The organism is Bradyrhizobium uaiense, assembly GCF_010811875.1.
Lineage (GTDB): Bacteria > Pseudomonadota > Alphaproteobacteria > Rhizobiales > Xanthobacteraceae > Bradyrhizobium > Bradyrhizobium uaiense.
This window is the reverse complement of record NZ_VKHP01000248.1, coordinates 1-13,402: the sequence shown is the minus strand read 5'-3', so window position 1 is coordinate 13,402 and position 13,402 is coordinate 1. Positions and strand designations below refer to the sequence as shown.

The 13,402-nt window shown below is 62.9% G+C and carries 13 protein-coding genes, 1 tRNA gene and 1 pseudogene; 6 read left to right on the top strand and 9 right to left on the bottom strand.

Features of this window, described 5'->3' with window-relative positions; genetic code table 11:
* Nucleotides 1-227 precede the first annotated feature (227 nt).
* The 7 genes and pseudogenes from FNJ47_RS51810 to FNJ47_RS38220 form a co-directional block, all read right to left on the bottom strand.
* Nucleotides 228-517, bottom strand: a pseudogene (locus FNJ47_RS51810) (beta-ketoacyl-ACP synthase II); the annotation flags it as partial.
* A gap of 593 nt (nucleotides 518-1,110) precedes the next feature.
* Nucleotides 1,111-1,356 (bottom strand): ComEC/Rec2 family competence protein, encoded by a 246-nt coding sequence (locus FNJ47_RS38245; RefSeq protein WP_163161012.1) that lies wholly within the window; start codon nucleotides 1,354-1,356, stop codon nucleotides 1,111-1,113.
* Between the two features lie 14 nt (nucleotides 1,357-1,370).
* Nucleotides 1,371-1,763 carry a DUF4145 domain-containing protein gene (locus tag FNJ47_RS38240; RefSeq protein ID WP_163161011.1) on the bottom strand — a complete coding sequence of 131 codons (393 nt, stop codon included), beginning with the start codon at nucleotides 1,761-1,763 and terminating at the stop codon, nucleotides 1,371-1,373.
* A 9-nt stretch (nucleotides 1,764-1,772) separates the two neighbouring features.
* Complete coding sequence (locus FNJ47_RS38235; protein ID WP_163161010.1) at nucleotides 1,773-2,369, bottom strand: hypothetical protein; 597 nt, start codon at nucleotides 2,367-2,369, stop codon at nucleotides 1,773-1,775.
* Complete coding sequence (locus FNJ47_RS38230) at nucleotides 2,369-3,562, bottom strand: hypothetical protein (protein WP_163161009.1); 1,194 nt, start codon at nucleotides 3,560-3,562, stop codon at nucleotides 2,369-2,371. The genes FNJ47_RS38235 and FNJ47_RS38230 overlap by 1 nt, the downstream gene beginning before the upstream one ends.
* A 345-nt stretch (nucleotides 3,563-3,907) precedes the next feature.
* Nucleotides 3,908-3,983: transfer RNA gene (locus tag FNJ47_RS38225), tRNA-Ile, on the bottom strand.
* 136 nt (nucleotides 3,984-4,119) lie between these two features.
* Nucleotides 4,120-5,088: a Bug family tripartite tricarboxylate transporter substrate binding protein gene (locus FNJ47_RS38220; protein ID WP_163161008.1), complete on the bottom strand. Its 969-nt coding sequence runs from the start codon at nucleotides 5,086-5,088 to the stop codon at nucleotides 4,120-4,122.
* A 119-nt stretch (nucleotides 5,089-5,207) separates the two neighbouring features.
* Between FNJ47_RS38220 and FNJ47_RS38215 the strand changes: the two genes are divergently transcribed.
* The gene (locus tag FNJ47_RS38215) at nucleotides 5,208-6,173 is read left to right on the top strand and encodes a TAXI family TRAP transporter solute-binding subunit (protein WP_163161007.1); all 966 of its coding nucleotides are present in this window, start codon (nucleotides 5,208-5,210) and stop codon (nucleotides 6,171-6,173) included.
* A 69-nt stretch (nucleotides 6,174-6,242) separates the two neighbouring features.
* Here the strand turns inward: FNJ47_RS38215 and FNJ47_RS38210 are convergent, their stop codons facing one another.
* A complete protein-coding gene (locus tag FNJ47_RS38210; protein WP_163161006.1) occupies nucleotides 6,243-7,454 on the bottom strand; it encodes an ABC transporter substrate-binding protein in 1,212 nt (403 codons plus the stop codon).
* A gap of 183 nt (nucleotides 7,455-7,637) precedes the next feature.
* Here FNJ47_RS38210 and FNJ47_RS38205 point away from each other — a divergent pair, with 183 nt between their 5' ends.
* Together FNJ47_RS38205 and FNJ47_RS38200 are read left to right on the top strand one after the other, a co-directional pair.
* A complete protein-coding gene (locus FNJ47_RS38205; protein WP_163161005.1) occupies nucleotides 7,638-8,747 on the top strand; it encodes a molybdopterin-binding protein in 1,110 nt (369 codons plus the stop codon).
* 9 nt (nucleotides 8,748-8,756) lie between these two features.
* Nucleotides 8,757-10,706, top strand: a complete 1,950-nt coding sequence (locus FNJ47_RS38200) for a molybdopterin biosynthesis protein (RefSeq protein ID WP_163161004.1) — start codon at nucleotides 8,757-8,759, stop codon at nucleotides 10,704-10,706.
* Between the two features lie 307 nt (nucleotides 10,707-11,013).
* On the opposite strand, the gene FNJ47_RS38195 is transcribed toward FNJ47_RS38200, so the two are convergent.
* Complete coding sequence (locus FNJ47_RS38195) at nucleotides 11,014-11,325, bottom strand: hypothetical protein (RefSeq protein WP_163161003.1); 312 nt, start codon at nucleotides 11,323-11,325, stop codon at nucleotides 11,014-11,016.
* A gap of 234 nt (nucleotides 11,326-11,559) precedes the next feature.
* Between FNJ47_RS38195 and mobB the strand changes: the two genes are divergently transcribed.
* The 3 genes from mobB to FNJ47_RS38180 form a co-directional block, all read left to right on the top strand.
* Nucleotides 11,560-12,105: a molybdopterin-guanine dinucleotide biosynthesis protein B gene (mobB, locus tag FNJ47_RS38190; RefSeq protein ID WP_163161002.1), complete on the top strand. Its 546-nt coding sequence runs from the start codon at nucleotides 11,560-11,562 to the stop codon at nucleotides 12,103-12,105.
* Between the two features lie 57 nt (nucleotides 12,106-12,162).
* The gene (locus tag FNJ47_RS38185; protein ID WP_163161001.1) at nucleotides 12,163-12,432 is read left to right on the top strand and encodes a sulfurtransferase TusA family protein; all 270 of its coding nucleotides are present in this window, start codon (nucleotides 12,163-12,165) and stop codon (nucleotides 12,430-12,432) included.
* Between the two features lie 323 nt (nucleotides 12,433-12,755).
* Nucleotides 12,756-13,402 (top strand): MFS transporter (locus tag FNJ47_RS38180; RefSeq protein ID WP_163161000.1); only part of this gene is annotated, 647 nt, incomplete at its 3' end.

Below are 13,402 nucleotides of genomic sequence, written 5' to 3'. Positions count from 1 at the left end.
GCGGAGGGCATTATGGCCAGCGGTCATGGGTACCGCGTCAACAGGCCGAACACATGGCTGCTCCGACCAATGCTGCAAAGTGAAGATTCTCCTTGCCAACCCGGAGCCGTCCACACATGGCCCATCGCGACATATTGCGCCGCCGCACGAACTCAGCCGCTATAGGCGGCGAAGCGGACTTTGCGTTCGTTGAATCACGCCGCTGGGTTTTTGGGTACACGGCCCTAGCTAGCTAGTTCCATCGGACCTCCGACGGGCGTCGAGGTCGAATAAGCGGTGAGATGTTGGACGTCGTGAGGGTCCAGGCCAGATTGGTGTAAGGCAGCCTTCCATAGCACGCCCGCCGCGCTCCCGAACCATCTTCTGGCCCCGGCGTGATATGGTGGGCGTCAGCCGAAGTGCCGTACTCTACAACTTCCGCAACCGGGACTGCACCGCGAGCCAAGGCATGCTCGAGATCCCCAAGCACCGGGATTCCCGCTCCTTCGGCCGATAAGAAGCCGTCGCGATCTCGATCGACGCCCATGCGAGCAGGATGGTGAGGCCCGGTTGGCCTGCCAGCAGGCGTGACCACGCCAATTCGCACCCGCAGCTGAGGAATATCAGGTGCGCGCCGTCGAACAGAAGGATCCGGACGTCGGCTCGCTCTGCAACCTGGCTGATGGCTGGTAAGTTGCGGCACGAGTTGCAGACTTAAATATGAGTAGCACTTAGTCACGAATGAATAACGCATCGGGACGTTTCTTCCGGCCTCGTTATTTAGATATCGGCGTAGCTTGGGGGGCGGGCGCGCGGAGAGAGAATGCTCCCATACGGAGACACGCGCGCTCGCAGATGAAGGGTTGATGTGTCTTGCAGGAAAGCTCTAGATGAATGCGTTCGACACAATGAAAGGCGCTCGTAAGTTGCGAAGGCCTGTTTCGACAATGCTGGACCATCCTGAACTCGTTCACGGCCAATCTGGACTATTCGCAAATCGACTATTTCGTTGAGCGAATCGCTCACTTGGAAGGCGAGGTCGAGCGGCTAAAGAAAATATTGTCTCAGAAGGAAGCCGAAAATGTACGGCGGCCCGAAGCATCGGATTGCCGACAGCCCAGGGGATTGTTCTCACCGAATCTCGCCGTCGAGCTTCTTGCCGAAATCGAGCAGGTGCTGATGCACGTCGTAGCGGCTGGGGTCGTCCTCGTCGCTGGCTTCTTGGGTGGTGTTGCAGTCGATAACGATTTGAGTGTCGTCGCTGAGGGTGATCAGCGAGCAGTCGCCGTTGCCGACGGGGAAATAGGTGATCCGCGGGTTAGCCAACCCCGCGCGCGCTCGACCAGATCGACTACGGTGAGAGACGCTGAAGCGCATCGTTGTCGCTAAGGTCACCGGGTGAGGCGATCCAGACGGATGGGCCTGCCCTGCCCTGCGCTGCCAGCCCGCCGTCCTGCTCTTCTTCTCAGCGGCTCGATCCTGTGGGCGAACTTGTTTCGGATTGACCGGATGCCGTGCATCGCCTTGTACAGCGATTCATTACAGAGCCCAAAAGCATAGAACAGCTCGATCTTGTTGCTGAGCGTTCCGCCAGGGCCATTCTGTCCGAAGAAGGCGTCGTAGTGAGTGCGGTTCATGTCGGACATGCGCTTCTGAAACACAACGGCCATCATTTCTTCCATCATGGCTGCGCCGACGATGGCCGAGCCGCGGTCGGTCTGCTCCTGGATTTCTTTGACCGCGGCAGTGATTTGTTCGGCAGTGTGTGATGTTCTGCGAGGCAAGGATATCTCCTAGGCTGGCATCAGCCCGTCGTCTGGGTGCCACTTAGTCGTGAAAAACGGTGGTTTCTGTGCCGCCGTCGGCATCTTGATCGCGTTCGATTTGATAAGCTTCGAACGGAACTGGCCTTCCCAGTTGAGGTAAGACAGCAGACCGCGAACGAAATCGAAGTACGCCTCCTGCTTGAGTAGGAGGGGTTCGTCGAGGAAGAAGAACGTCAGCCGCCCGAGGTCATTGACCGGGTCATTTTCCTCGGCCAGGTCCTCCAGCGAAACGTAACAGAGCCGTTTGCCCTGGACGGGGTCATGCCAGTAGGCGTGGGCGTACTTGTTCCTGATGCGCCGGCAGTAGTGGAAGGCATCGATCATCATCGCAAACTCGTCGCTTAGACCCAGCGTGGTGTATGGCACCCGTCCAAGCGCGTCTGCGATCTGGATGCGGCTCATTTCACCCCGGACCCTGAACATCGTCTTCATGGTCGAGTTCATGTCCCGGCCGCGCGCCATCTGGATGCAATTCAGGAGGTCGATTTCGATCTCGCCGTAGTCAACCAGTATCCGGCCGACAATAGCCATTTCGTTCGGAAACTTATGATGGATGGGGAACATCAGGTCACCGGCCGGTGTCGGCTTCGGATACGGGCCTGGTCGATTTTACCCTGTCTCATGGCCCGGTATTCCTCCTGGGTGAACATGACCGTCGCGATGGCGGCTTCGATGTTGCTTTGGTACCAGCCGTAGTCATGCAGGGTTCGCCAATGGGCCTCATAATCGCTTTCACGTTCCTTCTTGATCACAGGTGGCGGCTTGAGGTCGAGAAACGCCGTCAGCGCCATTCTGTAGAGCAGGGCGGTATAGAGATGGAGAGGACGTTTGCCCGGCGCCACGATCAGACGGTTTGAGTCGATCGGGTTGCCGTGGATGAAGTCATTCCGGGCATGGTTCATTGCTCCACACAGCCAAACCGGAAGGGGTCGGCGGGGTTGGCCCGGCTTGTACTTGTGCGGCTGATAAATCGCGTCGGTATTATCCGACAGATTCCATTTCGTGCTTTCCAGCAGCTTGTAAACCGCATCACAGGTCCCGCTGTCGGTCAGGATCTCAAACGCGCTGACCCAAAGAGCGATGGCTCGGCCAAGGTCATAGATCGTCACTTCGACGTTGCCAGGTAGCATCGCTGCTGAAAGCGCCATATTCAGCGACCGAAACAGGGACGTATCCTTCTTGGACGGATTCGGTGATCCGAACCGCGCTACCCAGCGCTCCAGCAACGGTTTCAAGATGGCCTTATCAACCGATTTCTCGGGTAAGGTCATGTGCGAGAGGCCGGGGTTGGTCTGGCCTTTCATCGCTCTGACCTCATGCCAGCCGGTCTGCGCCATGCTCTGCATGACCAGACCCTCATACTTCGCATCCACGAGCCACGGGTAAAACGAAAACCAGTTGGCGTATTTGATGTTGTGGTTGTTCTCGAACCGCAGGACATACGCCCAGGCATAGGGAATGGTCGCCATCGCCACGGCGTCACGGAATCCCGCCAACGCTTCGACGGTCCGGTACTGCTGAAACTTGTCCGCCCTCACCAAGATCAGGCTAGGGCTAATCTGCTGGCCGAACTCGGACGTGAATCGATTTAGGTACATCGAGAACCGCTTATGGCGTTTGGCAAGCGCCTGCGCCCGTGCGTCATGGGCAGAAACCATTGCAACGCCATCTATCTCAACGGGCTCCTCGATCGTGATGTTCGGTAGCGTGAACATCTGTATCCATTCGTCGGGCGGCTTTTCGCGATATGAGATCATGCCTGAGGTTGAAATCCGATATCATACTACCTTTCCGAGCTGGCCAAGCCAACGCCCACCACAATCGGCGACTCAGGTGAGCATCCTCAAAGCCAACCAGAAACCTTCAATTCAACACCACGAGGACTCGCCAAGCGCAGAAAACCCCGTGCTTCCTGCTGCAAATAGGCAAAAGGACCCCCCTCGCTTTTTTGGCGCTCAAAAAATCGGCGAAAAATCGAGGCGAAATTTGTCAGCGGTGTCAGTGGGATCTGAAATCGAGTCGTTCTCAAAACGAAATCGAGTCGTTCTTAAACCGCAAATCGAGTCGTTTTCAAAGTGTCCGCACAACATCATTGATCTCATTGGTGGGCCCGGCAGGACTCGAACCTGCAACCAGACCGTTATGAGCGGCCGGCTCTAACCATTGAGCTACAGGCCCCGCCGCCTTGCGGGCCGCGGGGGGCGGCCGGCAACGGTGCGGGCTCCGTTTACAGGGTGCGTGGGGTTTCGGCAATGCCGCCCCGGAACCCTCGTGCCGCACGTGGCCGCATCGGCCTCCCGAGCCGCCACGGCCCTCAATCCACCGAGACGCCGGCGAACTCGACGACTTTGCGCCATTTCTCGGTCTCGTCGGCGACGAGCTTGCCGAATTCGGCCGGGGTCATCGGCTTCGGGATGCCGCCGACCTCGGCGAGGCGGGCCACCAGCTTGGGGTCCTTCAAGGCCTCGCCGACCGCCTTGTTGAGGGTCTCGATGACTTCCGGCGGCGTGCCCTTCGGCGCCGAGATGCCGTAGAACCCGACCGACTCGAAGCCCGGCACGGTCTCGGCGATCGCGGGCACATCGGGCACACCAGGCCAGCGCTGCGGCGAGGTCACGCCGAGCGCGCGAACGCTGCCGCCGCGCGATTGCTCCAGCGCCGACGGCAGATTATCGAAGATCAATTGCACCTTGTTGGAGATGATGTCGGGGAAGGCGATCGCCGATCCCCGATACGGCACGTGCTGCATGTCGCACTTGGTCATCGCCTTGAACAACTCAGCCGACATGTGCACCGAGGTGCCGTTGCCTGACGAGGCGTAGGCGATCTTGCCCGGATTGGCCTTGCAGTAGTCGATGAACTCCTGAACCGTCTTCACCGGCATCGCATTCGAGACCACCAGCATGTTGGTGAGTTGCATGATGCTGGCGACCGGCGTCGTGTCGCGCAGGAAGTCGTAGGGCAGCTTCTTGTAGAGCGAGGTCGAAATCGCGTTGTTGGGTGCGACGAACAGCAGCGTGTAACCGTCCGCCGCCGAGTTGATCGCGGCGGCAGCGGCAATATTGCCGCCGGAGCCGGCACGATTCTCGACCACGAATTGCTGGCCGAGACGATCCGACAGCCACTGGCTCATGATGCGCGCGACGATGTCGACCGGGCCGCCGGCGGCAAAGCCGATCAGCCAGCGCACCGGACGGTTCGGATAGTCGGATGCGGATGAGGGGCTGAGCGAAGCAAGACAGCAGGCCAAACCAAGCAGAGCAGCACGTGCGAAGCGGATCATCGTATCTCCCGTCATTTTCTTGTGACTGTTGCCGTCATGGTTTCACAAAACGCTGGTTTTGCCTACGACCCCGCCCGTGCGACGATAGTCTGGCTCATCTGGAATGCTTGAGGCTCGGGATGAAATTCGCTGTTATGATTTGCGCCGGCGCGCTGCTGTTCGCGGGCGGTGCGGCGGCGCAAGAGGGGAGCAAGACCATTTCCAAAACCACGATCAGTTTCGCCACGGCGACGCCGGGCGGCGGCTTTCCGCTCTATGGCAATGCACTTGCCGAGGTCATGAACGCAGCCGATCCGACGCTGTCGATCGAGCCGCGCAACACCAAGGGCTCCAACGAGAACATCCCGTTGCTCGAGGCCGGCAGTGTCGATATCGCAACCGTTGCGGGTGAACCGTCCTACGAGGCCTTCATGGGCATCGGCCGGCCGCCGGCCAGGCTGAAGATCCTCACCGCAATGTATTCGAGCCCCGGCATGTTCGTGGTTCGCGCCGACAGCCCCTACAAGACGATCCAGGATCTGGTCGGCCAGCCGGTCGCCTTCGGCGCCAAGGGCTCCGGCCTGCCGATCCTGTCGCGCTACATCCTCGACGGCATCGGGCTGAAGCAGGACGAGGACTTCAAGTCGATCTATCTCGATCGAGCCGGCGACGGGCCGGCGATGGTCGAGGACGGACGCGCTGCGGCGCTGTGGGGCGCCGGCATCGGCTGGCCGGGCTTCACCAAGATGGCCGAGAGCGCGACCGGTGCGCGCTTCATCGCGCCGACTGCGGACGAGATCGCGCGCATCCGCGCCAAGCACACTTTCCTGAAGCCGCTTATGATTCCGGCCGGCAGCTATCCTAAGCAGACTGCCGCAATTTCTTCGGTCGGCTCCTGGAGCTACATCCTGGTGCGCGACACCTTGCCCGATGATGTCGCCTATCGGCTGGCGAAGACGCTGCATGGCGTCGAGGCTGTTTTCTGCACCAAGCTCGCCCAGGCTTGCGAGACCACAGCGGCGAACACCGTCGCCGCCGCGCCTGATATCAACCTGATCCACCCGGGCGTGCTTCGATATTTCCGCGAGATCGGGGTGGCCAAGTAGAATTGCGAATAGTGCGGGACGAGTGGCGAACGACAACATCTGTTCGCTACTCGCCGCCACGCTACGCGGTCATTTCTTCACCATCGGGCAGGCCGGGTCCGGCGGGCCGAACGCGTCCTCGCCCGAGATCTTCGCCAGGATCTTGTAATAGTCCCACGGATATTTCGATTCGGCCGGGGTCTTGACCTGGACCAGCCAGAGGTCGTGCACCATCAGATTGTCATCGCGCAGTTTGCCGTTGCGGGCGAAGAAATCCTCGACCGGCTTCTCGCGCATCTTGGCCGCGACCTTGAGCGGATCGTCGGTGCCGGTCTCCTTGATCGCGTTCAGATAGGCGGTCACCGAGGAGTAGACGCCGGCCTGCCACATCGTCGGCATCCGGTTCATCTTGGCGAAATAGCGCTTCGACCATTCCCGGGTCTTGTCGTCCATGTCCCAATAGAACGAGGTGGTCAGCAACAGGCCCTGCGCGGCCGACAGCCCGATCGAGTGGATGTCGGTGATCAAAGCCAGCAACGCTGCCATCTGCTGGCCGCCGGCGAAGACGCCGAACTCGGCCGCGGTCTTGATCTCGTTGGTGTTGTTCGGCGGTCCGCCGGCGATGCCGATGATCTTGGCCTTCGAGGCCTGCGCCTGCAGGATGAAGGACGATAGATCGGGCGTGGCGAACGGCGGCCGAACCGCGCCGAGCACCTTGCCGCCGTTCTTGGTCACGATCGCGGAGGCGTCCTTCTCCAGCGAGTGGCCGAACGCATAGTCGTCGGTGATGAAGAACCAGCTGTCGCCGCCGCGCTTCACCACCTCCTGCGCGGTGCCGACCGCAAGCGCCCTGGTGTCGAACACCCACTGCATCGCATAGGGCGAACAGAACTTGCCATGGAAATCGGTCGCTCCGGTCGAGTGCGTGATGAACAGCTTCTTCTTCTCGTTGGCGATGTTCTGCACCGCGAGCCCGACCGCCGAGACCGGCACGTCGACGATGAGGTCGACCTGATCGACGTCATACCAGCGCCGCGCGATGGTCGCGCCGATATCAGGCTTGAGCTGGTGATCGCCGACGATCACCGAGATGGGCTTGCCGAGCACCTTGCCGCCGAAGTCGTCGACCGCCATCTGCGCGGCGGTGACCGAGCCCTGTCCGGTCGGCGTCGAGGCCGGGCCATTCATGTCGGTCAGCACGCCGATCTTGACGATGTCGTCGGACACCTGTGCCGATACGGCCGAGGAGGCCAGCAGCGCGGCTGCGAGCGTCCCGAACATGGCTAGTCTGGTGGCGATCATTCTGTCTCCCTCCTGAATTGGCGCATTGGCCATTATGGTTGTCCCGGGTCTCTGGAACCCGGTTATATTGGTTTCTTTTGCAACTAGTTTGGGGTCCGCGTCAACGCGCCATCGGTCTAATGGAGGTGCCCCGGCACAGCCCAAGCCGGTTTCTTTCGGGGCCGATTCAGTCCATAGCGGGCCATGGTCACTGCCCAGCGCCTTCCGGCTTCGCTCACCGCGCTCGACGTGGCGCTGGCGGCCGTGCTGCGCGATCTCGTGCCGGTCCAGCCGATCGAATTGCCGCCGGCCGACGCCTTGCGCTGCATCGCAGCCGAGATGCCGGCCTTGCACGCCTACCCGCCGCACGATGTCGCGGTCGGCGACGGTTGGGCGATGCGCGCCAATGACCTGGTCGGCGCCTCCTCCTATGCGCCGTTGGCGGTGACCGAACTCCCGGTCTGGGTGGCAGCCGGCGCTGCGCTGCCTGACGGCACCGACTGCGTGGTCGATGCGGATGCCGTCGACACATCCGGTCCACTGCCGCAGGTGCTTGCCGAAGCTATCCCGGGGCAGGGCGTCCGGCGTGCCGGCAGCGACGTTGCCGCCGGGCGTGCTGTGATCGCTGCAGGAGAGCCACTGCTGCCGCGCGGTCTGCTGCTCGCGCGGGCGGCTGGGCTGGCGCTGTTGCGCGTGCGCCGGCCGCGGCTTCGCATCGTCAATATCGCCAACGGTGAGCTGACCGCGCAACTGATCGCGGACACTGCGCGCTTGGCCGGCGCCGAGGTCCTCTGCAGTGAGGTGGGACCGGACATAGTAACGATTGCGAACGCGCTCGATACCGGTGGCTGCGATCTCATTGTCACGATCGGTGGCACCGGAGTCGGTCGCACCGATGCGGCGATTAATGCACTGGCGACGCGTGGCACGCTGATCGCGCATGGCATTGCCCTGCAACCGGGGCGCACCGCGGCGGTCGGCCGGATCGATGCAATGCCGGTCGTCGCCCTGCCGGGTGCGCCTGATCAGGCGTTCGCGCTGTGGTGGGCGATTGCGCTTCCCCTGCTTGATCGTCTGTCGGGCCGACGCCCGCGCACGACGCTGGCGCTGACGCTGGAACGCAAGATCGCCTCCGGCGTCGGTATTGCGGAGGTGGTGCTGCTGACGCGTCAGCAGGGCTACTGGGCCGTGCTTGCGATCGGAGACCTGTCGCTCGATGCCATTGCGCGCGCCGAAGGCCTGCTGATCGTGCCTGGCGCCGCGGAAGGCTTCGCTGCGGGCACACTTGTCGATGCCTATATGTTGCGGGAGTGAGTTCCCGAGATGAGCCAACCATTCACGCCGAAACCCAATCCGTCCGTTGAGCAGGACCAATTCCTGACCATCCTGTCGCGCGAGGAAGCGATCGCGCGCTTCGAGGCGGCGCTGTTCCCGCGACAATTGCCGTCCGAGACGCGGTTGCTCGCCGACGCGCTCGGCCGTGCGCTGGCGGAGGACGTGGTGGCGCCGATCGACGTGCCGCCGTTCGATCGCTCCAATGTCGACGGCTTTGCCGTGCGCTCGGCCGATGTTGCGCACGCCGGCGAAGCCGCGCCGGTGCAGCTCGCGCTGAACGGCGAGACCATTTCGTGCGGCACCGCGCCGACCCTGCCGGTGCTGCCGGGCATCGCGACCGCGATTGCAACCGGCGGTCCGGTGCCGCGCGGCGCGGACGCGATCGTGATGGTCGAGCACACCCAGCCTGTCGGCCATGATGCGATCGAGGTCCGCCGCGCGGCGTCGCCCGGGCAGTTCGTGTCTTACGCCGGCTCCGACATCGCGCGCGGCGAGGCGCTGCTGCGCGCGGGAGCGATCGTCGGCTCTCGCGAGATCGGCATGCTCGCGGCCTGCGGCATTGCCGAGGTTCTGGTGACGCGCCGTCCGCGCGTTGCGATCGTCTCGACCGGCGACGAGCTGGTACAACCGGGTGAAAAGCTGCGGCCGGCCGCGATCTATGACACCAATGGCGCGATCGTCACCGCGGCGATTGCCGAGAACGGCGGCGACGCGGCGTTCCTTGGCGCGATCGCCGACAATGAGGCCATGCTCGAAGCCGCGATGCGCAAGGCGCTGGCGGACAGCGACATGCTGGTGCTGTCGGGCGGCACTTCCAAGGGCGCGGGCGATGTCTCGCATCGGATCATCGCCCGGCTTGGCAAGCCCGGCATCATCGCGCATGGCGTGGCGCTGAAGCCGGGCAAGCCGCTGTGCCTTGCGGTCTGTGACGGCAAGCCGGTGGTCATCCTGCCGGGCTTTCCGACCTCGGCGATGTTCACCTTCCACGATATGATCGTGCCGGTGCTGCGGCGGATGGCCGGCCTGCCGCCGCGCTCGGATGCCAAGGTGGCGGCGAAGGTGCCGGTGCGTATCGCCTCCGAGCTCGGCCGCACCGAATTCGTGATGGTGTCGCTGGTCGAAGGTGCCGACGGCCTGATCGCTTATCCCAGCGGCAAGGGCTCGGGCGCGATCACGTCGTTCGCGCAAGCCGACGGCTTCCTGAAGATCGAGGCACTTGCCGACCAGCTGCCGGCCGGCAGCGACGCCGAGGTGACGCTGTTCACGCCGCATGTGCGGGTGCCCGATCTGGTCATCGTCGGCAGCCATTGCACCGGGCTCGATCTCGTCACCGCGCCGCTGGCGCATGCCGGCCTTGTGGTGCGGTCGATCGCGGTCGGCAGCCTCGGCGGGCTCGCGGCTGCCAAGCGCGGTGAATGCGATCTCGCCCCGATCCATCTGTTCGACGACAAGACCGGGACCTACAACGCGCCGTATCTGGCCGACGGCCTCGAGCTGGTGCCGGGCTGGCGGCGCATGCAGGGCATCGTGTTCCGCAAGGACGATGCGCGCTTTGTCGGCTTGAGCGCGGAGGAGGCGGTGCGCGCCGCGCTCGCCGATCCCGCATGCATCATGGTCAACCGCAACCAGGGCGCCGGCACTCGCATCCTGATCGATCGCCTGCTGGGCGGCCACCGGCCCGACGGCTACTGGAATCAGCCGCGCTCGCATAATGCGGTCGCGGCAGCGGTGGCGCAGCATCGCGCCGACTGGGGCATGACCATCGCGCCGGTCGCCCTTGCGTCCGGGCTCGGCTTCATTCCGCTTGCCGAAGAGCACTACGACTTCGCGCTGGTGACGGCACGCAAGCAGCGGCCCGCGGTGCAGGCTTTTCTCGACGCGCTGGCATCGGGGGAGGGGCGGGCTGCGTTGACTGCGGCGGGGTTCAGGCCGGCGTAGCCGAGTATGCGGCCGCGCAGCCACACCAATCACAACTGTCGTCCCGGCGATGGCCGGGACCCATAATCACCAATGCTTATTGTTGCGCGACGCTATGGCCACAGCCTTCTTCAACAACACAACCCTGTGGTTATGGGTCACGGCCTTCGCCGGGACGGCACTGAGTCAGCTGCACCGCTTGCGAGTCGCACTCACGCATTCTCGCGATATGATGGCCTGAGCTTTGCGTTCGCGCGGATTGACGGGTTTTTCCGAGTTGCCCGTCGGGCTATCTTGCCGCGTGTCTCGGTGCGGTTGCGGATACTGCTCAGTGCCGCATGGCCGTCTCGACGAACTCCAGCACGGAGCGCGGGACCTCATCGTATTCGACGAAACGGCGCCGAAGCTCGTCGGCAATATCGGTCGTCACGTCGCGGGACCATCCTTCAGCGGTATTGAAGGCCACGATGCGCACCGGATGGCTGTAATGGTCATCCAGGAGACGGCGGATCAGCGTTTTTCGGTCTGCACCTTCTTCGTCGGTTTCGCACCAGGCACGGCCAAGCCGGCCGAAATCGTTCAGCACCACATAGGTGTCGTGGTCGATTTGATGCGGTACGATCGAAGGCGAGCGAGACATACGTGGTACTCCCACAATGCATGTTATCGTGTTCCGGTCGTCCCGCGCATTGGAAACTTGGAGGTATATCCGTTGGATAGTCAGATGACGCGTGACATACGATGAAGCGTGCAACGGTTCCTCCTGGAGGGGCGCCGGGCAACGGCACCGGCTTCCAGCGGGTTGCGATGTTTCCGCCCGGCGAGGCTGGCATGACATTGCGTCAAGCCTGATATAAGCAGCGTTGGACGCTATATGCCTTCGGAGACGCGTATGAAAGTGATTGGCCTCGCGGGATGGAGCGGTGCCGGGAAGACCACCCTGCTGTCGCGGGTGATCCCCTATCTGCTGGGCCGTGGCCTGCGCGTCTCCGTGATCAAGCACGCGCACCACGAATTCGATGTCGACGTGCCCGGCAAGGATTCCTGGGTGCACCGGCAGTCCGGCGCGACCGAGGTGCTGGTGTCCTCGACACGACGCTGGGCGCTGATGCACGAGCTGCGCGGCGCCGACGAGCCGCGGCTGCCGGAGCTGCTTGCCAAGATGGCGCCGGTCGATCTTGTCGTGGTCGAGGGGTTCAAGCGCGAGCCGGTCAACAAGATCGAGGTGTATCGCGCCGCCAACGGCAAGCCGCTGCTGTTTCCCGATGACCCACGCGTGGTCGGGATCGCGAGCGACGTCGCGATTGAAACCACGCTGCCGATCGCGCATCTCGACGACATCGAGGACGTTGCCGAATTGATGCTGCGTTCCGCGAGTCCCGTCGACGATGTGCTCGCTTCGGCTCCGGCCGATATCTGAACAGGGCGAGGAAGCGCCGGCGTTGACGATGCAGGGCAGCTTCGCCAAGGTCCAATCATGACAACGACAAAGCTTGATCTCACCGGCCTGAAATGTCCGCTGCCTGCGCTGAAGACGCGCAAGGCCCTCAGGAGCGTGACGGCAGGAGATTTCCTCGAGGTGCACTGCACCGATCCGCTTTCGGTGATCGATATCCCGGCGCTGATCCAGGAGACCGGCGACAAGGTTGAGATCACCGAACGAAGCGACGTTCGGATCGTTTTCCTGATCGAGAAGACGAATGGAATGATAGATAAATCAAATGCTGCAGCGCCGCGCACGCGCTAGAGACAGCCTGATATCTACCTTTTGCCTATCGACACCTATTTCCCCTTCTGCGCGAATTGATAAGCTCCACCGGCTTGTGCAGGTGGAGCTGTGCCCGGATGTGGGCACGTGGACGGACAAAAACCGGCCCGCGCCCGGATCGGGTTGCACGGCTCGGCATATCCGTTCGCGTTGGGGGTTAACATTTCCAGAGTGCGCGTGGTTGGTCCCGGCGCACCGAGGGAATGTGCGGAGTAGCCGGGCTGGCGGTTGCCGCAACGTGCTGAGACGGGATCGAAGACGCAGATGCGCCTGACCCAATGGCGGCTGCAGGGGAGGTTTCAATGACGACGATGAGCAGCGCCGGCCGCGTATCGACTGCAGGCGCAGGTTTCCTCGACAAGGAACACACGATCGCGACCGCCGGCTTCAACCGTTGGCTGGTGCCGCCGGCGGCGCTGTGCATCCATCTGTGCATCGGCATGGCCTACGGCTTCTCGGTGTTCTGGCTGCCGCTGTCGCGCGCGATCGGGCTGACCGCGCCCAAGGCCTGCCCCGACATTTCGCTCGCCCAGGAATTGTTCACGACGAGCTGCGACTGGAAGGTCGCGAGCCTCGGCTGGATGTACACGTTGTTTTTCGTGCTGCTCGGCGTCTCGGCTGCGATCTGGGGCGGCTGGCTCGAGAAGGTCGGTCCGCGCAAGGCGGGTTTCGTCGCGGCGCTGTGCTGGGCCGGCGGTCTCGTGATCGGCGCGCTGGGCGTCTACACGCACCAGCTCTGGCTGATGTGGCTCGGCTCCGGCGTGATCGGCGGCGTCGGCCTAGGCCTCGGTTACATCTCGCCGGTGTCGACGCTGGTGAAATGGTTTCCCGACCGCCGCGGCATGGCGACCGGCATGGCGATCATGGGCTTTGGTGGCGGCGCGATGATCGGTGCGCCGCTCGCGGACAGGCTGATGAACTATTTCAAGACGCCGACCTCGGTGGGCGT

Excerpts from the sequence above, each read along its gene's own strand:
- FNJ47_RS38245 (WP_163161012.1), bottom strand. The coding sequence starts at position 1,356 with ATGCGCTTCAGCGTCTCTCACCGTAGTCGATCTGGTCGAGCGCGCGCG.
- FNJ47_RS38235 (WP_163161010.1), bottom strand. The coding sequence starts at position 2,369 with ATGTTCCCCATCCATCATAAGTTTCCGAACGAAATGGCTATTGTCGGC.
- FNJ47_RS38230 (WP_163161009.1), bottom strand. The coding sequence starts at position 3,562 with ATGATCTCATATCGCGAAAAGCCGCCCGACGAATGGATACAGATGTTC.
- FNJ47_RS38220 (WP_163161008.1), bottom strand. The coding sequence starts at position 5,088 with ATGATCCGCTTCGCACGTGCTGCTCTGCTTGGTTTGGCCTGCTGTCTT.
- FNJ47_RS38215 (WP_163161007.1), top strand. The coding sequence starts at position 5,208 with ATGAAATTCGCTGTTATGATTTGCGCCGGCGCGCTGCTGTTCGCGGGC.
- FNJ47_RS38210 (WP_163161006.1), bottom strand. The coding sequence starts at position 7,454 with ATGATCGCCACCAGACTAGCCATGTTCGGGACGCTCGCAGCCGCGCTG.
- FNJ47_RS38205 (WP_163161005.1), top strand. The coding sequence starts at position 7,638 with ATGGTCACTGCCCAGCGCCTTCCGGCTTCGCTCACCGCGCTCGACGTG.
- FNJ47_RS38200 (WP_163161004.1), top strand. The coding sequence starts at position 8,757 with ATGAGCCAACCATTCACGCCGAAACCCAATCCGTCCGTTGAGCAGGAC.
- FNJ47_RS38195 (WP_163161003.1), bottom strand. The coding sequence starts at position 11,325 with ATGTCTCGCTCGCCTTCGATCGTACCGCATCAAATCGACCACGACACC.
- mobB (WP_163161002.1), top strand. The coding sequence starts at position 11,560 with ATGCCTTCGGAGACGCGTATGAAAGTGATTGGCCTCGCGGGATGGAGC.
- FNJ47_RS38185 (WP_163161001.1), top strand. The coding sequence starts at position 12,163 with ATGACAACGACAAAGCTTGATCTCACCGGCCTGAAATGTCCGCTGCCT.